At 42.9% G+C, this 21,506-nt stretch carries 21 protein-coding genes; all 21 read right to left on the reverse strand.

Annotated elements, in window-relative coordinates:
- Positions 1-59: 59 nt before the first annotated feature.
- Complete coding sequence (locus ACZ5Q7_RS11725) at positions 60-857, reverse strand: TIGR00282 family metallophosphoesterase (protein WP_343753283.1); 798 nt, start codon at positions 855-857, stop codon at positions 60-62.
- Between the two features lie 103 nt (positions 858-960).
- Complete coding sequence (gene rny / locus ACZ5Q7_RS11730; protein ID WP_343753285.1) at positions 961-2,526, reverse strand: ribonuclease Y; 1,566 nt, start codon at positions 2,524-2,526, stop codon at positions 961-963.
- A 230-nt stretch (positions 2,527-2,756) separates the two neighbouring features.
- Positions 2,757-3,794, reverse strand: a complete 1,038-nt coding sequence (gene recA, locus ACZ5Q7_RS11735) for a recombinase RecA (RefSeq protein WP_343753287.1) — start codon at positions 3,792-3,794, stop codon at positions 2,757-2,759.
- Positions 3,795-3,969: 175 nt separating this feature from the next.
- The gene (locus tag ACZ5Q7_RS11740; protein ID WP_343753289.1) at positions 3,970-5,217 is read right to left on the reverse strand and encodes a competence/damage-inducible protein A; all 1,248 of its coding nucleotides are present in this window, start codon (positions 5,215-5,217) and stop codon (positions 3,970-3,972) included.
- The gene (pgsA, locus tag ACZ5Q7_RS11745) at positions 5,217-5,795 is read right to left on the reverse strand and encodes a CDP-diacylglycerol--glycerol-3-phosphate 3-phosphatidyltransferase (protein WP_343753291.1); all 579 of its coding nucleotides are present in this window, start codon (positions 5,793-5,795) and stop codon (positions 5,217-5,219) included. The genes ACZ5Q7_RS11740 and pgsA overlap by 1 nt, the downstream gene beginning before the upstream one ends.
- Before the next feature lie 68 nt (positions 5,796-5,863).
- On the reverse strand, positions 5,864-6,808 hold the full coding sequence (locus ACZ5Q7_RS11750; RefSeq protein WP_343753293.1) for a helix-turn-helix domain-containing protein: 945 nt from the start codon (positions 6,806-6,808) through the stop codon (positions 5,864-5,866).
- 103 nt (positions 6,809-6,911) lie between these two features.
- Entirely contained in the window at positions 6,912-7,703 is a 792-nt protein-coding gene (locus ACZ5Q7_RS11755) for a YmfK family protein (protein ID WP_343753295.1), read from the reverse strand.
- Between the two features lie 130 nt (positions 7,704-7,833).
- Positions 7,834-8,094, reverse strand: coding sequence for a DUF3243 domain-containing protein (locus ACZ5Q7_RS11760; RefSeq protein ID WP_343753297.1), 261 nt, complete (start codon positions 8,092-8,094; stop codon positions 7,834-7,836).
- Positions 8,095-8,162: 68 nt separating this feature from the next.
- Positions 8,163-8,882 carry an elongation factor P 5-aminopentanone reductase gene (gene ymfI, locus ACZ5Q7_RS11765; protein WP_343753299.1) on the reverse strand — a complete coding sequence of 240 codons (720 nt, stop codon included), beginning with the start codon at positions 8,880-8,882 and terminating at the stop codon, positions 8,163-8,165.
- 7 nt (positions 8,883-8,889) lie between these two features.
- Positions 8,890-10,173 (reverse strand): EF-P 5-aminopentanol modification-associated protein YfmH, encoded by a 1,284-nt coding sequence (gene yfmH, locus ACZ5Q7_RS11770; RefSeq protein WP_343753301.1) that lies wholly within the window; start codon positions 10,171-10,173, stop codon positions 8,890-8,892.
- Entirely contained in the window at positions 10,166-11,455 is a 1,290-nt protein-coding gene (gene yfmF / locus ACZ5Q7_RS11775; protein WP_343753303.1) for an EF-P 5-aminopentanol modification-associated protein YfmF, read from the reverse strand. The genes yfmH and yfmF overlap by 8 nt, the downstream gene beginning before the upstream one ends.
- A gap of 117 nt (positions 11,456-11,572) precedes the next feature.
- On the reverse strand, positions 11,573-13,885 hold the full coding sequence (locus tag ACZ5Q7_RS11780) for a DNA translocase FtsK (protein WP_343753304.1): 2,313 nt from the start codon (positions 13,883-13,885) through the stop codon (positions 11,573-11,575).
- Positions 13,886-14,027: 142 nt separating this feature from the next.
- Positions 14,028-14,234 carry a YlzJ-like family protein gene (locus ACZ5Q7_RS11785; RefSeq protein ID WP_343753306.1) on the reverse strand — a complete coding sequence of 69 codons (207 nt, stop codon included), beginning with the start codon at positions 14,232-14,234 and terminating at the stop codon, positions 14,028-14,030.
- Positions 14,231-14,965, reverse strand: coding sequence for a ClpP family protease (locus tag ACZ5Q7_RS11790; RefSeq protein WP_343753308.1), 735 nt, complete (start codon positions 14,963-14,965; stop codon positions 14,231-14,233). The genes ACZ5Q7_RS11785 and ACZ5Q7_RS11790 overlap by 4 nt, the downstream gene beginning before the upstream one ends.
- A gap of 99 nt (positions 14,966-15,064) precedes the next feature.
- Positions 15,065-15,931, reverse strand: coding sequence for a 4-hydroxy-tetrahydrodipicolinate synthase (dapA, locus tag ACZ5Q7_RS11795; RefSeq protein WP_343753310.1), 867 nt, complete (start codon positions 15,929-15,931; stop codon positions 15,065-15,067).
- Positions 15,932-15,962: 31 nt separating this feature from the next.
- The gene (gene dapG, locus ACZ5Q7_RS11800; RefSeq protein ID WP_343753312.1) at positions 15,963-17,198 is read right to left on the reverse strand and encodes an aspartate kinase; all 1,236 of its coding nucleotides are present in this window, start codon (positions 17,196-17,198) and stop codon (positions 15,963-15,965) included.
- A gap of 16 nt (positions 17,199-17,214) precedes the next feature.
- Complete coding sequence (gene asd / locus ACZ5Q7_RS11805; protein ID WP_343753314.1) at positions 17,215-18,261, reverse strand: aspartate-semialdehyde dehydrogenase; 1,047 nt, start codon at positions 18,259-18,261, stop codon at positions 17,215-17,217.
- Positions 18,262-18,311: 50 nt separating this feature from the next.
- Positions 18,312-18,902 carry a dipicolinate synthase subunit B gene (dpaB, locus tag ACZ5Q7_RS11810; protein ID WP_343753316.1) on the reverse strand — a complete coding sequence of 197 codons (591 nt, stop codon included), beginning with the start codon at positions 18,900-18,902 and terminating at the stop codon, positions 18,312-18,314.
- The gene (dpaA, locus tag ACZ5Q7_RS11815; protein ID WP_343753318.1) at positions 18,899-19,786 is read right to left on the reverse strand and encodes a dipicolinic acid synthetase subunit A; all 888 of its coding nucleotides are present in this window, start codon (positions 19,784-19,786) and stop codon (positions 18,899-18,901) included. Before dpaA ends, dpaB begins: the two co-directional genes overlap by 4 nt.
- A gap of 185 nt (positions 19,787-19,971) precedes the next feature.
- Positions 19,972-20,202 (reverse strand): YlmC/YmxH family sporulation protein, encoded by a 231-nt coding sequence (locus ACZ5Q7_RS11820; protein ID WP_343753320.1) that lies wholly within the window; start codon positions 20,200-20,202, stop codon positions 19,972-19,974.
- 68 nt (positions 20,203-20,270) lie between these two features.
- Positions 20,271-21,491: a M16 family metallopeptidase gene (locus tag ACZ5Q7_RS11825; RefSeq protein ID WP_343753753.1), complete on the reverse strand. Its 1,221-nt coding sequence runs from the start codon at positions 21,489-21,491 to the stop codon at positions 20,271-20,273.
- Positions 21,492-21,506 lie beyond the last annotated feature (15 nt).

A 21,506-nucleotide genomic window follows, 5' to 3' on the forward strand; every position in this document is an offset into this window, starting at 1 on the left:
CTTGGAGATGGTTGCTTATTACTCACATTATGCATCAATTATTCTAAACTTTCAAATAATCAGCTGTCGAATGGGTGATCATCATTAATCATAATCCGTTCAATAGACGTAGCCAGACCCGATGATTCATCAACCGTGACAATCATTCCGTTTAATTGGGTCCGTCCGCTTTTATCAATTTCAAAACGAACCGGCAAGCCCGTCAGAAACTTCTTTATAACTGCATCCTTCTCCATACCCAGAATGGCATCATAAGGTCCAGTCATGCCAACATCGGTTATATAAGCTGTGCCCTTGGGCAATACACGTTCATCTGCAGTTTGTGTATGAGTATGGGTTCCCGCCACTGCACTAACTTTACCGTCGAGATACCATCCCATAGCCTGCTTTTCACTTGTTGCTTCCGCGTGAAAATCAACAAAAATAATATTAGTGCGTTTTTTCGCTATTTCAATTAATTCATCCATTTTTCGAAACGGGTCATCGATCGCTGGCAGAAACGTTCGACCTTGCACATTAATTACAGCTGCTTCTGTTCCATTGATATTCATAAACGTAATACCTTTTCCTGGTGTGCCTTCCGGAAAATTAGCTGGTCGAACCATATTTTTGGCGTCATCAATGAACTCAAATATTTCTTTTTTATCCCATGTATGATTGCCCATGGTGATGACATGAGCGCCCCACTGCAACATTTGTTTATAAATTTTTTGTGTAATCCCTTTACCGGATGCAGCATTTTCTCCGTTGATTATTGTCAGATCAGACCGATGTTTGTCTTGTAATTTCTGTAAATATGTTTGTACCATGTCTCTTCCGGGCGAGCCCGCTACATCACCGATAAACAGTATTTTCATTACGCTTCATCCTAACATGTTATGTCATTTCAGTGTTACATATTGCCATCATATTGTAAAGAAAAGAAAAAGCGGCCAAATTGACCGCTTTTCTCAGTTTTATTTACTTTGCATATTCCACTGAACGTGTTTCTCTGATAACTGTTACTTTAATGTGACCAGGATAATCAAGTTCGCTCTCAATTTGTTTGCGAATATCACGTGCTATACGAGCGGAATCAATATCATCAAGTTCTCCCGGTTTAACCATAATCCGGATTTCCCTACCGGCCTGAATGGCAAACGATTTTTCCACACCGGTAAATGATTCCGAGATTTCTTCCAGTTTTTCGAGACGTTTGATGTAATTTTCCAATGTCTCACTTCTTGCCCCAGGTCTTGCGGCTGACAGTGCGTCTGCAGCAGCAACCAAGACTGAAATAGTGGAAGTGGCTTCTTCATCACCATGGTGTGAAGCAATGGAATTGATGACAACATCGTGTTCCTTATACTTGATTCCAAGCTCCTTGCCAATTTCAACATGGCTTCCCTCGACTTCATGATCAACAGCTTTACCGATATCGTGAAGCAGGCCGGCTCTTCTTGCCAAAGCTTCATCTTCACCTAATTCAGCAGCAAGCAGTCCGGATAGATAAGCTACTTCCGTGGAATGTTTTAACACATTTTGACCGTAGCTTGTACGATATTTCAGACGACCGAGTATTTTAACGAGATCCGGGTGCAGTCCGTGAATGCCAACCTCAAATGTTGTTTCTTCGCCGACTTCGCGGATATAATCATCAATATCGCGTCTGGCTTTGTCAACCATTTCTTCAATTCTAGCAGGATGTATCCGGCCATCTTGAACAAGACGTTCCAAGGACATGCGGGCGATTTCACGGCGAATCGGATCAAATCCTGATAGAACGACTGCTTCTGGTGTGTCATCAATAATCAAATCAATACCGGTTAACGTTTCCAGTGTCCGGATATTGCGTCCTTCTCGTCCAATAATCCGGCCTTTCATCTCATCATTCGGAAGATTGACAACCGATACAGTCGTTTCCGCAACATGGTCAGCAGCACAACGCTGCAGAGCGAGTGAAAGAATATTTTTAGCTTTCTTATCAGCTTCTTCTTTCGCGCGGTTCTCAGCTTCTTTAATCATTAATGCTGATTCATGGTTGACCTCTTGCTCCACTCGGTCCAAAATAACCTGTTTCGCCTGGTCAGTTGTATACCCTGAAATGCGTTCAAGCTCCGTTTGCTGCTCATTAAGTTTTGCTTCCACTTTGCTTTCCATTTCTTCAATTTGTTGTTGTTTTTCTGTTAATGATTCTTCTTTTCCCTCCAGTGTGAGTTCTCGCTTCTCAAGCGCGTCACTCTTATTGTCCAGACTTTCTTCCTTTTGCATCAGACGGTTTTCTTGCTTTTGCACGTCCATCCGGCGCTCACGGAGTTCATCTTCTGTTTCTTGGCGCAGTTTTTGATTTTCATCTTTTGCTTCCAGAAGTGCTTCCTTCTTGGCAGCATCTGCATTTCGATGACCTTCATCAACTATCTGTTTTGCCAAATTTTCCGCACTGGATATTTTAGCCTCTGCAATTGAACGGCGAATCATATAACCAACAACAATACCGACGATCAGGATTACGGCAAGCAAAATGGAGATGATTAAGGGACTATCCATGGTTTCACCTCCTATTGCTATATAGTTGTACAATTGATTCATTATTGTTGGCATGTACAATGTTCAATAATAAATAATTTAATGTATAATAAACTATAAAATTATACAAGTTAATTTTAATGCCACCCATACCCAATGTCAAGGAAACATGCAGTCAACAAAAATAAATCCTTTGCCGATGACCACAGGCAAAGGATTTAATAGCATTGAAAGATGAAGCGCGGTTAGCTTCAGACGTCAAGACTCTCATGATTCTCTTCATCCGATTCATTTTCGGGAGCATCATCCAAGTTATGATACTGACGAATGGCATGATGAATTTCACGTTTGATGTCCTCATTTTCTTTCAGGAACTGTTTGGCGTTTTCTCGTCCCTGTCCCAATCGTTCACTGTTATACGAGTACCAGGCACCACTTTTCGTAATAATATCCAGCTCCGAACCGACATCGAGAATTTCCCCTTCTTTGGAAATGCCTTCTCCATACATTATATCGACTTCTGCTTGTTTGAATGGAGGAGCAACTTTATTCTTAACAACTTTTAATCGCGCTTTGTTGCCTACCACATCATTTCCTTGTTTCAAGGTTTCCGCACGCCGAACCTCGAGTCTGACAGATGAATAAAATTTAAGTGCCCGGCCACCAGTGGTTGTTTCCGGATTACCGAACATAACACCAACTTTTTCTCTGATCTGATTGATAAATACAGCTGTTGTTTTAGACTTGTTGATGGCACCGGATAATTTCCGCAATGCCTGTGACATCAGCCTTGCCTGCAGACCGACATGGGAGTCTCCCATCTCCCCTTCAATTTCTGCTTTTGGTACCAGTGCCGCCACTGAGTCCACTACAATAATGTCGACGGCGCCACTGCGAACGAGTGCCTCAGCAATCTCCAGTGCTTGTTCACCAGTATCCGGTTGTGATAAAAGCAATTCCTCAATATCGACACCAAGAGCCCGTGCATACGTTGGGTCAAGAGCGTGCTCCGCATCGATGAAAGCAGCTTGCCCGCCCTGCTGCTGTGCTTCAGCAATAGCGTGCAGGGCGACGGTTGTTTTACCGGACGATTCGGGCCCGTAGACTTCAACAACACGTCCTCTTGGATAGCCACCAATACCAAGTGCCACATCCAATGCAAGTGAGCCACTCGGAATCGTTGCAACCTTCTGTCCTTCTTGCTCACCCAGTTTCATAATGGATCCTTTGCCAAATTGTTTCTCGATTTGCTTCAATGCCATATCCAAAGCTTGTTGTTTATCTCCCAATGCATTAACCTCCTTTAATGACCTGGTTACATCATACGCTTTTTTTCTTGTTTTGCCAAGGAATAAACGAATGAGTGTTCCCGTATTTTGCCTTGTCTTTTACGTAGAAAAAACACATTTACGCGGATAATAGTCGGTAAAATTCCATTTTTAGTTTGTTTTCCGGTCAATATGTTCATTTTAACAAATGATATAAAAGTTCATAACCCTTTAAAACGGCTTGTTCACGAATGGCGTTGCGATCACCGTAAAAGACATGCTTTTCCACTGGAATTTTTCCGGAACGGTCGGCGGAAAGAGCGATAAACACTGTTCCCGCAGGATGCCCTTCTGAACGATCAGGACCTGCGACACCTGTGAAACTGATGCCAATATCCGCATCCAACCGTGAGCTGACATTGTCGGCCATTGCCCTAGCGCATTCCTCACTGACTGTTCCATGCTCGTTAAGCAGACGGGATTCCACACCGAGCACGTGTTCTTTCACTGTTGTATCGTAGCAGACAATTCCGCCGCGGCATGCGTCTGAAGCTCCAGGAATCGCAATCAACCGGTCTGTAAACATTCCTCCTGTTAAACTTTCCGCTGCCGCCACCGTTTTTCCCTGTTCTTTAAGCCGCTCTAGCACTTGTTCTTCCAATGATTGTTCATCCATACCGAAATAATGATCTCCTACCCTGTTAAGGATGGCGCGTTTGGACTGCTCAATCAAGGTAAGAGCTGCGTCATCCGTTTCGGCTTTAGCTGTCAGTCGAATGGCAACGCCTTCACTTTGTGCTAGGGGGGCAATGGTTGGATTTTCCTGTTGATCAATAAGGTCTTGGATGTCGTGTTCAATCCGCGACTCACCAATGCCTATAAAACGGAGCATAACAGATTTAATAATCCTGTCTTCTCCCGTCAGACGTTGTAAATGTGGAAGCACATGATCGGTCATCATTCGTTTCATTTCATTCGGTACACCGGGCAGGAAAATCCACGTTGTATTTTCAAATGGAACAATCATTCCGGGAGCCATTCCGGTATGATTTTCAAAAACATCAGATTCGACAAATACTCGTGCCTGCTTGCGGTTGTTTGGTGTCATCTTCATTCCTTTTTTATCATAATAGGATTTTATCATTTCCATGGATGGTTCATGTTCTGTCAATTCTTTGCCGGACACCTGCTGGAAAGCCTCCCTTGTTAAATCGTCCTCTGTGGGCCCAAGTCCACCAGTGACGATGATGACATCCGATCGTTTATTCGAAACACGGAACTGTTCTTCCACACGATGACGGTTATCACCAACAACAGCATGATGATGGACATTTATTCCTATGGAAGCAAGCTTTTTTGATATCCATTGCGCATTGGTATCGGCAATCTGTCCAAGCAATAATTCTGTTCCTACTGCAATAATCTCCGTACTAATGGTAGTCATTATTTTGAATCCCTCATTACATGCCAATTTTTAACAAAATATTCCAATCCTGAAAGTACCGTAAAGACAAGCGCTGCATACAGCATGATCAAACCAAGTGGAAATCCTGCGAAAGCAAACGGGAAATTATGAAGCAACAAGATAGCTATGGCAATCATTTGTGTGGCTGTCTTTACTTTCCCCATACTGCCGGCAGCCATGACAACGCCTTCTCCGGCAGCTACCAGTCGCAATCCAGTGACGGCAAATTCTCTGCCGATAATAACAATTACGATCCATCCTGGTGCCAGACCCAAGTCGACAAGCATAATCAGTGCTGAAGCAACCAGCAGCTTATCGGCAAGTGGGTCCAGAAACTTCCCCATGTTTGTAATCAGGTTGTATTTCCGTGCATAGTGCCCATCAACCCAATCAGTTGCAGCTGCGATAATAAATAATAGTGCTGCGATTAGATGAGATACAGGAAGCGCATTGTCACCAATGGACCATTTTCCCCAATCCAGTGGAATGCTCAGTAATAAAATGAAAATAGGCAGTAAAAAAATACGTGAAAGTGTCAACTTGTTCGGTAAATTCATTATCGTTTCCTCCTGCGTGATAACCCCCTTCCATGATCATATAGGAAGGGTCTTTGAATAGCATCCATTTAACCGGATTGTTCTTCTGATCGGACAATGTCAATCCAAAGATATTGATGGTCTTTATTTTGTGCATCCACTGGATAATCGACAGGGACTCCATCAATGGTTATATTAAGAGTCGGGGCATACCCCACATTGAATTGAACTCGGTCTGTATCTGTGAGATCCACTTCAATAGGTGATTCTTCCACGGAAATCGTACCAGTGTAAAGGGTTTCTCCGCGGTCATTTTCAACCGCTACCCACGTGTCACTGCTTACCTCAATAGAGGCAGATACATCATCACTTGCATGGTTCAGTGTCAGCGTCGATTCCGGTGACGCTCCTGATCCGGTTTCTTCAACTATAAGCTCGGGAGAAGGATTATTCGTCTCATTATTCGTTGTTGAATCATTATTCTCCTCCTGTTCTGAATCCGGTTTTTTTCCGGAATTCTCCCCGGTTTCATCGTTATTATCATTCGTCTCTTGTTCATCGCCCTGATTGCCATCTTCTGAATTGCGGAAGACCGCATTATCCTCGTTCGGCTCTTCCGGATTGGCGCTGCTCCCCGAGGAGGTATCCTGATTAAATATCCATACGACAGCTACGATACCAATAACTAGAAGAACCACAATCAAAGTCGGCAACAGTGAAAAAATAGACTGGCTTTTCTTTGGATTATTATCTTTTCTGGACCGTTGAATATACGTGTACTGGGACGTGTTTTCGTCTTCGAACTGCGGTATTTCTTCTTTATGCTCCTCTAGCAGTTCTTTTCCGTCAAGATCAACAGCCGAAGCATATTCTTTGATGAAAGCCCGGGCATAAAAATTCCCGGGCAAAATGTCAAAATTCCCTTGTTCAATCGCTTCTAAGTATCTTTTTTGTATTTTCGTTGTTTCCTGAAGCTTGTCAAGCGACAGGTTTTTTGCTTCTCTCGCCTCTTTCAGTCTTGCGCCAATTTCCATAGATAACACCATCCATCAATCCATTTTAGAAAACGCCGCTTGTCGATGTTTATGGCGGCAAGCTTGCTATGTGTTTACACAGGAAAAATGTGGTTGTTTCCCTTTAAAAATCAAACATGGAAAAACCATCTTCCTGAGTGAATTGATCACTTTCCATCGAGTCATATGTGATTTGTTCGCTTTCATCATTGCGAAGTTCGATAATATAGTCAAAATCACTCAATTTATATTCCGTCAGCTGCACGAACATATCAGGATGCTCTACAACTTTGACAGACGGCAACTGCATAATTTCCCGAATCAATTCCCAGTGTTGTTCACCGGCCCGTTTAGTTGATAAAATGCCGTCCATAATATACAAATTATTACTGCTGTATTCGTCCTTGATCAATTCTTTTCGAATGGTTTGTTTCAGTAGTGTGCTGGAGACAAACAACCACCGCTTATTAGCAGATACACTAGCCGCCACAATAGACTCGGTCTTCCCCACTCGGGGCATCCCGCGTATACCAATCAATTTATGTCCGTCTTTTTTAAACAGTTCCGACATAAAATCAACTAGGATGCCCAATTCATTCCGGACAAAGCGAAATGTTTTTCGATCATCGCCATCGCTCTGAATATGGCGGCCATGACGGACAGCCAGCTTATCCCGTAATTTAGGATTGCGCATTTTGGTCACGCGTATGGTGTCCATCGTTTCCATAATGGACTGCAAACGAATGATCTGCTCCTTTGTTCTTGATAGAAGCAACATTCCGCGTTTTGAATCTTCCACGCCATTAATGGATATAATGTTAATGGAAAGCATGCCAAGCAATGACGATATATCTCCCAGAAGCCCTGGCCGATTATGTAGGATTTCATATTCAAGATACCATTCCGTTTTTTCCATTATTAGCTCCTATACATACGATTTTTTAATAACGTAATCATAATACTATAATAAAGTATTTTAAGCATGGTGAAAAGGTTATTGACCGAAAAAATAAAGAAGCTGTTCACACAGCTTCTTTATTTTTTGCTTAATTTGTATTTCCTTCGTTTTGCACGAGTTTCACCATTGCGCTGGCAATTGATTGACGCTCATCATCTGATGCAGCGGTCCAAATATCTTGAAGAACACCCTCTTCGTCATTCTTGGCTTCGGTGCTTTTCGCGAGATAGTCACCAACTTCATAAGCCATATTCGATATGGTTTCCTGTCCCATGCCCTGTGATTGTGCTTGTTCAAGTCTGCTGGCCAAAAAGTCTTTCCATGTGTCAAAATTATCAAGAACAGACATGCTTATCTGCCTCCTTTTAAATTGATCATCCTTAGTATTCGACGTATTGGCCGCATTATACATGGCATTCAGGACAGCCAGCCACCGGTCACATGGATAATTTCTCCATTAATATATCCCGATTTCTCATTCATTAAAAAGCTGACCGCATGAGCCACATCCTCAACAGTACCAGCGCGTCCTGCGGGAATGTCCTGTATAATGGCTTCTTTTTCTTCAGGAAGCAGATGCTCATTCATTTTTGTATCTATAAATCCCGGACTGACAGCGTTGACAGAGATTCCAGATGGCGCGGTTTCTTTGGCAAGTGCTTTGATAAAACTATTTTGCGCACCTTTGACAGAGGAATACACGACTTCATGGCTTGCACCCACTTCCCCCCAGATGGACGTGATCATGATGATGTTGCCTTGTTTTCGTGCAATCATGTGAGGAAGAATGTGCCGTGATATTTGCCATGGTGCTTTTACATGTAATGTCAGCATGCTGTCCATTATCGTATCATCGGTATCTTGAAAAAGCCCGGTATGAGCCTTTCCACCTGCAAACACAACAGCATCCACGGGAAGGGTGAGCTGGTTCAACAAATGGTTCACCCCATTGGCGGTGCTGAGGTCAGCCTTTATTTCCATAAGGATGGATTCCTGCTGCATGATGTCAGTGAATTGAAGTCCTTGTTTATTCTGATAATAATGCAAAATAAGGTGGTCACCATCAGCAGCAATCTGTTTATAAACAGCACGCCCAATTTCCCCACTTGCGCCAATAATTAATACGTTTCTTCCCATATCATCCCTACTCATTCACCATTTTACATACCGTCATCCGGTCATCATCAATCCAATCCTGGATAAACGAGTTGAAATCATCTGCCGTCAGCGACTGAATGAAAGGGATTACCCGGAACAAATCAACGCCAACTGTATCATAATGAATATACTTATTAGCCATAAATTCCAATGAATTCATAGCGCGAAGCAATTGACCAATTTGTTTCTTTTTCATTCGTTCGACCTCTTCGTCGGTAAAGGATTTTTTTTGGACGGACCGAAGCAGTTGGATGGTTTTTTCTGCAAATCGATCCGGATCAACAGTATTTCCGCCAATCAGCGAATACCCGAAATTTTTCTCCAGGTCGGTTTCAAAATGAAAACTATCGTCGATCAGCTGTTCCTCATACAACGTTTGATAAAACGACCCACCTTTGGAAAAGAAAAATTCAAGAACCATACTTTGCAGCAAATCTTTCTTTAGAAAAGCATCGCCATAAAGTTCATCTGATAACTCTTTAATACCTACGGTACATTTGGGAACTGAGACCGGCATGACCAGTGTACTTTCTTTCTGTGCGACTGAATCAGGTTCTGTCGGATAATTACGTTTGATGTCCGGTATATCGGCAAAATGTTTCGCTGACTGATTGGTACGGATCCAATCCATCATATGATCCACTTCAAAATTCCCAGTCATAAACAATGTCATATTGCTTGGATGATAAAACGTGTCATAACATGTGTACAAATCATCTTTCGTAATGGTACGGATGGAATCAACTGTTCCGGCGATATCAACCTTGACCGGATGATAATGGAACAGATTACGGAGCGACTCCATAAAAACTTGCCATTCAGGCTGGTCGTTATACATTTCGATTTCTTGGGCGATAATGCCTTTTTCTTTTTCCACGGAGTCTTTGGAAAAGTAAGGAGTCTGCACAAAGTCAAGCAATGTCGTTGTATTTTGTTTAATTTGGTCCGTGGCTGCAAACAAGTAGGCTGTTTTAGTAAAGGATGTATAAGCATTGGCTGATGCGCCCTGTTTACCAAAATCCGCAAACACATCCCGATCTTCTTGTTCAAACATTTTATGCTCCAAAAAGTGAGCAACGCCTTCCGGAACCGTAATCGTTTCCGTTTGATCAATGGGGATGAACGTTTGATCGATCGAACCGTAATTGGTTGAAAATATACCGTACGTTTTAGCCATTTCACGTTTCGGAAGCAAATACACTGTCAATCCATTGGCAAGCTTCTCTTTGTAAAGGATTTCTTCAATCTCATTATACGCTATTTTATTCATTTGAACCGCCCCCTTTGCTGCTCAGTAAATATACCGTGTCCAGTTGACATTGGTGTGCGATGCTGATTATTTCTTCCTTCCCGACATTTTTGATCATTTCTATTAATTCATAGGGAGATTTATCGGAGTCGGCAATGACTTGTTGGTACAATAGTTCAATTAATCCTTTGGAATCATCCATTGTCTCCAGCAGTTGATTAATGATCAGCCTCTTGGTATCATCCATGTCGTCGACAGTAAAATCGCCCTGTTTTATCGCGTCCAACTGCTGTTCAATGATATTTTTTGCCTGCTCATAATCATCAGGAGCAATGCCGCTTAAGACAAATAAAAGCCCTTTATGACTTTCAAGCCGTGATGCTGCATAATAGGCCAAACTATGTTTTTCGCGCACATTCCGGAACAGCTTGGAACTTGGGAAGCCGCCGAACAGGCCATTAAAAACATGTAGGGCAGCATACTCATTGTCAGCGTATGTAATATGGGTGCGGAATCCCAAGTGCAGCTTTGCTTGCTGGACATCCTCTGTTTCAATGATTTCATTCGTCTGATGCACCTGTTTTTCCATATCCGGTATTGGCTCAACATCATCAGGCACTTGATCACGAGCGATTTTATGAATCAGCTTTTCTTTCATGTCTGCACTGTCAAAATCACCGGATACATAGATGTCAAGCTGATCGTGTTTCAAGACGGATTGATAATACGCATACAAGCTCTCCGGAGTAAGGGTATTCAAATCATCTTCATAACCATGAATATGTATACGATAAGATTCATTTTGGCACATTTCATCGATGAGGCGCATGTTGGCATAACTCGCTTTATTGTCTTTCATACTCTTCATTTTCTGGCGTAAAGTATCTTTTTCCCGGGTCACAATCGATGGCATAAATGCGTCGTTGTCACTGATTGGATGAAAAATGATCTCTTGAAGTAAATCAATCGATTCATCCATAATGGATGCTTCATCTGAAATAAATTTCTGATTCGCTGTTTCAAGCCGGATGGTCATAATATGGTTGTTCCCTTTTTTGGAACCATCCACTGATAAAACGGCTCCGTATAACCGGTCAAGTGCTGTTTGAATGGCCTTTCGATCCGGATACGTTACTGTTCCCTGTTGCAGCACATAGGGGAGCAATGCACGTTTGGTAATGGTGTCTTTAGACAAGGGAGATTTGAATTTGGCCGTGATGCTGACCGTCTTAAACTTTTTATCCGGGACGAGATGTATGTTGGTTCCGTTTTCCCGAATGACTGTTTCCAAACTATTGGTCATGGCGGTTGCCTCCTTTGCTTTTTATATTATAGCTAAAACTTGCGTTGCTTATGTATACGACAGGCGCAGACCATCCAAAACCTGTTACAACGGATGAATGACTGCCCTGTACGCATATTAGGATGTCTTTTCGTCATCCATTTGTGAGACAAGGACAGATCGCGGTTTACTACCTTCATATGGACCAACAATGCCTCTGTCTTCCATGGCATCAATCAGGCGAGCGGCCCGGGTATAACCAATGCGGAATCTTCGTTGAAGCATGGACACACTGGCACTTTGCATGTCTGTGATCATTTGCACGGCCTCGCCGTAAAGCTCGTCATCAACTTCGGAATCCGGTTCTTCCGTTTCCTCAGGGATCATCTCTTCCTGATAAGATGCTTTCTGTTGGTCAATACAATGATCAACAACCCGCTCCACTTCTTCATCCGATAAAAATGCTCCCTGCACCCGTGTCGGCTTGGATGAACCTACCGGGGTGAATAGCATGTCGCCGCGGCCCAGCAGCTTTTCCGCACCACCGGCATCCAGAATTGTCCGTGAATCGGTTGCTGATGACACGCTGAAGGCTATTCTAGATGGAATATTCGCTTTAATGACCCCTGTAATGACATCCACAGAAGGCCGCTGTGTTGCAAGTATCAAATGAATTCCGGCGGCTCTAGCCATTTGTGCTAGCCTCGTTATGGCGTCTTCCACCTCATTGGAAGCTACCATCATCAAATCGGCAAGCTCATCCACTAATACGACGATATATGGCAGGTTTGGTTGTTGCTCCTCTTCCGGAACTGTTTGGTTATACTTACGAATATAGTCATTATAGCCTTCAATATTGCGTGTGCTTGTCTCTGAGAACAGTTCATAACGCCGGTCCATCTCATCAACGATTTTTTTCAATGCTTTCGATGCTTTTTTTGGGTCCGTAACAACCGGTGTCATCAAATGCGGGATTCCATTGTAAACGTTCAGTTCCACCTTTTTGGGATCAATCATCATCATTTTCACTTCATGAGGTTTGGCACGCATTAAGATGGTTGTAATAATACCATTCACACAAACACTTTTTCCGCTTCCGGTTGCGCCGGCAACCAACATGTGCGGCATTTTGCTCAATTCGGATACCACCGCCTCACCGGAAATATCCCGGCCAAGGGCGAATAAGAGTTTGGATGATTGTTTGGTAATCACACTGTCCAACACTTCCCGTAGCGACACCATCGCTATTTCATTATTTGGAACCTCTATTCCCACAGCTGATCGGCCTGGTATCGGTGCTTCAATCCGAATATCTTTGGCGGCCAGAGCAAGAGCCAGGTCATCATGTAAATTGACGATTTTACTCACCTTGACACCGGCTTCCGGAGAAACTTCGTACTTCGTTACGGACGGGCCGACGTGGACTTTGGTCACTCGTGCCTTCACACTAAAACTTTGAAATGTCTGTTCCAATTTACGAACCGTAGCCTGAATTTGTGATTTTTCCTGCTGCTGTGAATTTTGCAATGGCTCGGCAAGCAAATGCGAAGGTGGAAGTTCGTATTCATAGTTTTCCGTTTCCGTCATGGCCAACGGATTTTCATCATCTTTTGCATCTTCCGCCACATCTTCTTCAGCTGCTGTGGAAGGTGTTTCAACGTTTTCAGCAGTCGCATTTGAGCTGTCTTCCAGTTCCTGCGTATCATACGTGTAAGCATCTGTAAAATCCTGAATAACCGGCTCTTCCGGCTTTTCTGTTTCAATAGGCGTATTCGGTTCTATATCGGCTGGAGCATCGTCATGATGCTTCGCTTGTTTAATGGTCGTTCGGTGCGACTGTATCCGTTCCTTCATTGATTGAATCATGCCACCGATTTTTTTCATCCATCCGGCAACAAAATCACCAAGTGAAAACTCGGTCATAAAAATGATGCCTATTAAAATAGAAAAAACGGAAACTATTTTTGCGCCTGCCGCTGAAAACAAATAGTAATTAAACACTAGCAACAAGGCGCCAAGCATACCGCCTCCGGTTTGTGCAGCAGTCCCTTCTCCATTAACAAATGCAAGCACATTTTCCCATGTAGCTTTCAAAACAGATGGATCTTCTGGCAAAGCAAGAATACTTTCATATGTTTCAATATGGGTGAATAGCAACAAACCACCAAAAATAATATAAAATCCTGCCATTTTTCGGTGGGAAAAGTCCGGAAAGCGTCGTTTGATCATTAACACGAGTCCCGTGATCAATAGAAAAACAGAGGCAACAAAATACCAGATTCCAAGAAAAAACCGAAAAATATACTCTAGTCCACCGGGGATGGCACCATCACTAATGGCACTGGCACCGCTTCCGAAAATGGCTATGAACAAAAACAGTAGTCCAAGCAGCTCAAATTTAACTTGTTGGTTTAATTGATTGCTTTTCTTTTTTCGCTTCTTTTTCGCCAAGATGATCACCTCTCCGGCCGTCGTTCATTCATTGGTCAACAAATTTCTTATAGAAGAATAGTAACCCCCTGCCATCTGTTTAGGCAAGGGGATGCTGACAATTAGTTCCATTATAGCACAGTTTTCCGCATTTGACGTACCTTTATCGCAAAATAGTGCCGGGAGTGTAGTTTTCATCCATAAAGTCATTCGGATCAGAAGAGAGTACTTGCAATAATTGATAGCTTCCGTCGTTCAATTCTTCGACGTACAATTGTTTCCCGTTGTGCGAGACGCAATGCCGCTTGCTCATTTCCGCTTCCGACTCCGGAAAAATATCCATTTCAGACATTGGTGTATATAAAATCATTGTATCACCTGATCTTCCGGCCCTTTATTATCGGTAATCATTTCATTCAGTTTATGCATAGCTTGTGTTACACCACCAATTCCATCAATCAAACCATTTTGAACGGCATCGTCCCCAATAATATTTGTTCCGATATCCCTGGCCAGATTGCCTTTTGCAAACATAAGCTCGTTAAACGTTTCTTCATCAATATTGGATTGCCTGACTACAAAATCAACGACACGATCCTGCATTTTATCAATGTATTCAAATGTTTGCGGTACACCGATTACTAGCCCATTTAAACGAATCGGGTGAATTGTCATGGTTGCGGTTGGTGCAATATACGAATAATCAGCCGCTACGGCGATAGGAACACCAATCGAGTGACCCCCGCCCAAAACAATCGAAACGGTTGGTTTTGATATGGATGAAATCATTTCGGACAGAGCCAGCCCAGCTTCCACATCACCGCCCACTGTATTCAGCAATACAATCAAGCCTTCGATTTGAGGATTTTGTTCAATCGCAATCAGTTGCGGCAGCATATGCTCATATTTCGTAGTTTTATTTTGTGATGGCAGCTGTACATGTCCCTCAATTTGTCCAATAATCGACAGCACATGAATATTGGAATCAGGTGCTTGTGCAACATTGGATTGACCGAGCTGCTGAATTTTCTGCACTAAAGACGAATTATTGGTCTGTTCTTCCTGATTCTGACCATCTTTTTTTCCTGGATCTTTTTCCATATATGGTCCTCCTTTACCTGTACGTTCCATCCATAGTATGAACCAAATAAAGAAAGACCATACAAACGAATAAAAATATCGGCTGATATGCCGATATTTTTATTCAATCATCACATTCTTCAGTGCTTCTTTTTCCGATTCAGTCAATTCAACCAGAGGGAGTCGAACACTACCGACGTCGATTCCATTCATGCGCAATGCAGCTTTAACGGGGGCAGGTGATGGCTGGTTAAATAATCCATTCATAAGTGGCAGCAGATGTCGATGAATGGAAGCCGATTTATTCACATCGCCCGATTGATAAGCATGGACCATGGTCTGCAGGTTTGTTCCCACAATATGTGCAGCGACTGATACGACACCATCCGCACCAACGGAAAGCATAGGCAATGTTATATTGTCCTCCCCTGAGTATATACGAAAATCTCGGGATGTCTGTTGTATGATGTCGACAACTTGATTCAGGTCACCGCTGGCTTCTTTCACTGCAACGATATTGTTAATGTGGCTTAACTGTATAATGGTATCTGCATCCATTTTAACCGCCGTACGTCCAGGGACATTATACAACATGACTGGCAATGCGGTTGCATTGGCAATTGTTTCAAAGTGGCTGTACAACCCTTTTGGATTTGGTTTATTGTAATAAGGTGTTACGAGCATAATGCCATCCACACCCGAAAATTCAGCTTCTTTAGTCAATGACATGGACGCTGCTGTATCATTGCTTCCTGTTCCGGCAATGACTGGCACACGGCCATTAACCGTTTTAACAATATGCCGGAAAAGGGACTGCTTTTCCTCGTTTGTCAATGTGGGTGATTCACCGGTTGTACCGGCAACCACCAGTCCATCACTTCCATTCTTTAGCAAATGTTCAATCAATTCATCCGTTTTTTCAAAATCGATTTCACCATGCACGTCAAACGGCGTCACCATTGCAGTCAGAACATTACCAAAGTCCATTGCATGACACCTTTCTGTTTATAATAATCCTTCAAGAGACAGGGTTCCCGTGAACATGATTCAATTCAAACACATCATGAAGTGCGTTTACAGCTGTTTTTAAATGTTGTTCATGAATCAGCACCCAAATCGTCGTATGACTGTCTGCCGACTGCAATATTTGCACGCCGGCATCAGTCAGAGACTGAACAATTTTGGAGGCAACCCCTGGTACGCCGGTCATCCCGGCACCCACAGCCGAAACTTTGGCACAGTTTTTAGTAATCTCCGGATAGAAGCCCATGGTTTCAAGGATGTGTACCGCTTTTTCTGTTTGAGCATCAGGAACGGTGTAAAGAACCCCCGTTGGCGAAATATTGATAAAGTCAACGGAAATCCCAGCTTCAGCCATTGCTTTAAAAACATCTGACTGAAGTATGGACGTTTGCTCCTCTGTTTCCACTTTTATCTGTGTAATGGATGACATATGGGCGATACCGGTGACCAAACGATCGGAAATATCAGTACCTGCTTCCTGGATGCGTGATGATGTGATCAACGTTCCTTCATCCTTGACATAAGTTGATCGGACACGCATAGGAATTTTTGCCTGCATAGCAATCTCCACAGCCCGGGGATGAATCACTTTAGCACCTTGGTAAGCCAAATTACATATTTCGGTATACGTCACCACGTCCATTGGTCTGGCGGATGAAACGATGGTCGGATCAGCTGTCATCACCCCGTTCACATCCGTAAATACTTCTACGCGATCTGCATCTACAGCGGCACCGAGAGCAGCTGCGGTTGTATCACTTCCACCACGTCCTATGGTTGTTATTTCTCCGTTTTCTGTTTGTCCTTGAAATCCGGCCACAACAACAACATCATGCTGTTTCAAGGCTTCGAGCATTTGATCGGCTTTCACATCTTTAATTTTCGCTTGTGTGAAGTCATCGTTTGTCGTAAATCCGGCCTGTGCGCCGGTAAGGGCTGTTGCGTTAATATGATGTTTCTGCAGCTCATTGGATAGTACGACTGACGCAATGGTTTCCCCGCATGACATGAGTAAGTCCAATTCACGTTTTGATGTGAAATTTTTTGGGAAATCAACCAATCCCAACAATGTGTCTGTTGCGTAGGGAGCCGGGTCTCGCCCCAATGCGGATACAACGACTGCAAGTTTATAATTATTCATTAAAGCATTTTTAATATGTTGAATGACGTGATGTCGATTGTCTTCGGTTTGTACAGACGTACCTCCGAATTTTTGAACCACTATTTGCATGATTCCACCTCAATTTTTAAAGCCATTTATTATGAATTAATCGTTCGGCGATTTGAATGGTATTCAATGCAGCCCCTTTGATCAAGTTATCAGACACAATCCAGAAGTGGAAGCCATAATCATTGTCCAGATCTTTACGGATACGTCCGGCAAAGACATCTTCTTTGCCTTCAGCACTGAGCGGTGTTGGATAGGTCTGTGTCGTCGGGTCATCTTCAACGACAACACCATTCGCGCGTTCCAGCTCATCTTGTATATCGTTAACGGTAAGGTCATTGTTTTCCACTTCGGCATATACGCTTTCAGCATGTGATGTAAAAATAGGAAGTCTGACACACGTTGCAGCGATCGCCAGTTTTTGATCATGCAGAATTTTTTTGGATTCATGGATCATTTTCATTTCCTCAAACGTGTAGCCATTTTCTTGAAACGAATCAATTTGAGGAAGCGCATTAAAGGCAATCGGGAAGTGTTTTTCATCCCCTTTGACAGGTAATTGGTCCGCAGTCATTTCGTCACCATTCATATATTGTCTGGTTTGCTCCTCCAGTTCATCGCATGCTTCATTGCCTGATCCTGAAACAGCTTGATACGTCGATACGATAACACGGTTCAGACCAAATGCTTCCTGGATCGGCTTCAATATCGCAACCATTTGGATCGTGGAACAATTTGGATTGGCAATGATTCCGTTGTGTGACTGCAAATCGTCTTCATTCACTTCCGGGACAACCAAAGGAACCTGGTCATCGAGACGATAAGCACTTGTGTTATCAACAACAACCGCACCGCGTTCCACAGCTTCCGGCGCCAATTTTTTGGAAATGGATCCACCTGCAGAGAACAGTGCTATATCAACATTCTCAAAACTTTCTGGTGCTGCCTCCTCAACGGTTAATTCTTCGTTTTTAAAACGAACTTTTTTTCCTGCTGATCGTTTTGATGATAAAAGTTTCAGTTCACCAATAGGCATATCTCTTTCCTCTAATAGTTGAACAATTTTTTGGCCGACTGCACCAGTCGCTCCTACAACTGCTATTGTAAATGTTGTTTGTTCCGCCATGTATTCTGACACCTCACTGAAATGATAGATTCATTTTATTGTACCATATGTTAACCGGAATAAGGAATAATGACTGGCTGAATTTGCTCATAATTCAGTGCCGACTCAATGGTGGCGGAAACTTGACTCATGTCCGAAACAAGGGAATTTGGCTTTTTGCGTGGATTATCCTGACCATAGGGGATGAAATAATAATATTTGCTTGCCATCAACCGCATCAGATTGACACCATTCATCCCAAGTGCATCATTGGTGGCTATCCCTAGGACAACCGGTTGTTGATTTCTAATTGTTGCTTTGGCAGCCATTAGCACCGGTGTATCAGTCAAAGCGTTCGCAAGTTTGCTCATGGAGTTTCCGGTCAGTGGAGCTATCAGCATGCAATCAAGCGGAAAATCAGGTCCAAGCGGTTCAGCTTCGGGCATCGTTCTGATCGCGCGTTTGCCTGTAATCGACTCTATTTTGCTGACGTGATCGGCTGCATAACCAAATTTACTGTCCGTATTCTGAACTGTGTAAGAAATAATCGGTACCACATCAGCTCCGGTTTCCATCAAATTTTCAAGCTGTGGAAATACTTGATCATAGGTGCAATGTGACCCAGTAATACCAAATCCGATCCGTTTTCCTTCTAAACTCATAATTGATTCTCCTTCCGATTAATCAGAAATTGTTTGATGACATCGGCCAATATTTTTCCAGCTGTTTTTGGTGCAACTATCCCCGGTAAACTTTTAGCCAAGATCGCTTTGATGCCACGCTGTTCAGCATAGTCAAAATCGGTTCCACCTGGTTTGGATGCAAGATCAAAAATAATGGCATGTGGAGGAAGTTGCTGCACCTCTTTTCTAGTGACCACCTGCGCCGGAACAGTATTAATGAGCAAGTCGCATTCTGAAGTATGTTTATGCAGTTGTTCGAATGGGATAGCTGTATGTCCCAATTCCGTTATCCGAGCCAAATCCATAATGCTTTTTGCACAAACCGATACGTTTGCGCCGAGCGCTGCGAATTTATTGGCAACAGTATTACCTACTCTTCCAAAGCCAACCACGAAGACACGTGAAGAATGAATCGTGAAATCCGTATGTTCCATGGCCTTCATAATGGTGCCTTCCGCTGTGGGGATCGAGTTATAAATAGCAACATCATCTCTATTAAGCAATGGAATCAATGTTACATTGGCTTGTTCTGTCGCTTGATTCAGATAATCATTCGAAATGCCTGTAAACAAAACAGCCGTATCTTTCATTTTCTTAAACCAATCAGTCGTTAATTGAATTTTCTGATCGGAAAAAACGGTTTCCACATACCCTGAGCGATCCGTCCCGGTGATCGGCAAAACAATGGCATCCATTTTTTCTGGATCCAAATCAGAAAAAGCAATTTGGTGTGACCCGGTAAAGCCTTCCTCCAAATTGTCAAATCCAATTAAATAAATCGTTAACTCCGGCCATGCCTGCATCTGGCGTATTAATTCCAGATACCGTGCATCTCCGCCAATAACAGCCATTTGTTGAATCATTCGTATAACTACCCTCCACTGTTCTGCTGTTTTCATTTCAATATAGCCTATGCTTTAATGGGAAGTTAGTGATGGAGAGACCATTAAAAAACCAGCATCAATTAAGATGCTGGTTTCACTGTTGCTCAAGAGCCATCAGTGGGGGATCAAAGACCCATTGATTGACGTTTCACTTTATTATACGGTCATGATTCAATCATAATCATGTCTTCACCGATTTTTTTTACAGAGCTCCATCGTATTTTCGTCTCGGCTCCTTCTTTTTTCAAACCGAACCATTTGTAGCCTGGAATGATAAACGACTCAATCTGCCCTGTTTTTTCGTCAATTTCAAGGTCAGTCTGACCAAGAATACCAAGCCGGGATCCTTCATTAACATCAATGATTTCTTTGCCGCTGATATCTTTATAACGCATGGAAACGCCCCCAAAAATATTTTCTTAATAAATCATATGATAGCGACAAGAATCTATGACTGAGCCCATTAAGAGGATGGAGCAATCAATGCTGTTGCTGGGGATTCCTGAAAAACCGATTCAATAACATGACGAATTTTATCATGATCAACGGCATCAATCTCTCCGATTATTTCATCCATAGACCGATGCCGCCCCAGCAGAAGTTCGTTTCGTCCATTTCGGCTCATCCGGCTGCTAGTGCTTTCCAGACTGAGCATCAAATTTCCCTTCAATTGCTCCTTGCTGTTTTTTAATTCTTTGTCCGTTAGCCCATTTTTAATTAAATCATCCACTGTTTTATAAAGGATATCCTGCAATTGTGGCAGCTGATCTTTTCCAGTTCCGGCATAGATAGTCAGAAGCCCACTATCCAGAAATGACTCATGATAGGAAAACACGGCATAGGCGAGGCCCTGTTTCTCACGAATGTCCTGAAATAGCCTTGAGCTCATACTACCACCCAAAACATTATTCATAACGATCAGACTGTATATATCATTGTCATCGACGGGAAGACCGTTATAACCGATGCATATATGTGCCTGCTCGGTATCTTTGGATTTTTCAATGCGATTACCCAAGAAGCTCGGATGCATCACTTCTTTTTCATGATTGGATTTTTCCGGGAACCCGCTGAAATAGGATTCGGTCGTACGAACAAACGCCTCGTCCACATTGCCAGCAATCGATACGACTACATTATCAGGGGTATAACGCTCCTGAATATATTGTTTCAGGCCGTCCGAAGTAAATGACTGCAATTGTTTTTCCGTCCCGAGGATCGGATAGCCCAATGGATGTTGTCCGAATGCAGCACGTGCCAAAACATCATGAACGATATCGTCCGGTGTATCTTCATACATATTAATTTCTTCCATAACAACTTTCTTTTCCCGTTCCAATTCTTCTTCATCAAAAGATGAATGGAAAAACATGTCTGCTAAAATAGCCAGAGCATATTCTTTGTGCGTGTCAATGACTTTCGCATAAAAACATGTATACTCTTTTGACGTGAACGCATTCACCTGTCCGCCGATAGCATCAAAAGCTTCAGCAATATCTTGTGGCGATCTTGTTTCCGTTCCCTTAAAAAACATATGTTCTAAAAAATGGGAGATACCGTTGTTGTCTTCTGTTTCATTTCTGGAACCGGTTCGTATCCATATACCAATGGTTACCGAACGAACATCAGGTATCTTTTCCGTAACAATTCGAAGACCATTCGTACTTGTATGCTTTTCCACCAACATTTCTTCCTCCTA

The sequence above is a fragment of the Lentibacillus halophilus genome (assembly GCF_055395055.1).

Coding starts and splice junctions, on each gene's coding strand:
- ACZ5Q7_RS11820 (WP_343753320.1), bottom strand. CDS start 20,202: ATGCGTTATAAAGATATCAGCGGCAAAGAAATCATTGATGTTAATGAA.
- dpaB (WP_343753316.1), bottom strand. CDS start 18,902: ATGAGTTTAGAAGGAAAACGGATCGGATTTGGTATTACTGGGTCACAT.
- ACZ5Q7_RS11790 (WP_343753308.1), bottom strand. CDS start 14,965: ATGGAAAAAGATCCAGGAAAAAAAGATGGTCAGAATCAGGAAGAACAG.
- ACZ5Q7_RS11740 (WP_343753289.1), bottom strand. CDS start 5,217: ATGACTACCATTAGTACGGAGATTATTGCAGTAGGAACAGAATTATTG.
- ACZ5Q7_RS11785 (WP_343753306.1), bottom strand. CDS start 14,234: ATGATTTTATATACACCAATGTCTGAAATGGATATTTTTCCGGAGTCG.
- dpaA (WP_343753318.1), bottom strand. CDS start 19,786: ATGATTCAACAAATGGCTGTTATTGGCGGAGATGCACGGTATCTGGAA.
- yfmH (WP_343753301.1), bottom strand. CDS start 10,173: ATGAATAAAATAGCGTATAATGAGATTGAAGAAATCCTTTACAAAGAG.
- ACZ5Q7_RS11760 (WP_343753297.1), bottom strand. CDS start 8,094: ATGTCTGTTCTTGATAATTTTGACACATGGAAAGACTTTTTGGCCAGC.
- ymfI (WP_343753299.1), bottom strand. CDS start 8,882: ATGGGAAGAAACGTATTAATTATTGGCGCAAGTGGGGAAATTGGGCGT.
- pgsA (WP_343753291.1), bottom strand. CDS start 5,795: ATGAATTTACCGAACAAGTTGACACTTTCACGTATTTTTTTACTGCCT.
- dapA (WP_343753310.1), bottom strand. CDS start 15,931: ATGGACTTTGGTAATGTTCTGACTGCAATGGTGACGCCGTTTGACGTG.
- yfmF (WP_343753303.1), bottom strand. CDS start 11,455: ATGACCAATAGTTTGGAAACAGTCATTCGGGAAAACGGAACCAACATA.
- ACZ5Q7_RS11725 (WP_343753283.1), bottom strand. CDS start 857: ATGAAAATACTGTTTATCGGTGATGTAGCGGGCTCGCCCGGAAGAGAC.
- ACZ5Q7_RS11750 (WP_343753293.1), bottom strand. CDS start 6,808: ATGGAAATTGGCGCAAGACTGAAAGAGGCGAGAGAAGCAAAAAACCTG.
- dapG (WP_343753312.1), bottom strand. CDS start 17,198: ATGCAAATAGTGGTTCAAAAATTCGGAGGTACGTCTGTACAAACCGAA.
- asd (WP_343753314.1), bottom strand. CDS start 18,261: ATGGCGGAACAAACAACATTTACAATAGCAGTTGTAGGAGCGACTGGT.
- rny (WP_343753285.1), bottom strand. CDS start 2,526: ATGGATAGTCCCTTAATCATCTCCATTTTGCTTGCCGTAATCCTGATC.
- ACZ5Q7_RS11755 (WP_343753295.1), bottom strand. CDS start 7,703: ATGGAAAAAACGGAATGGTATCTTGAATATGAAATCCTACATAATCGG.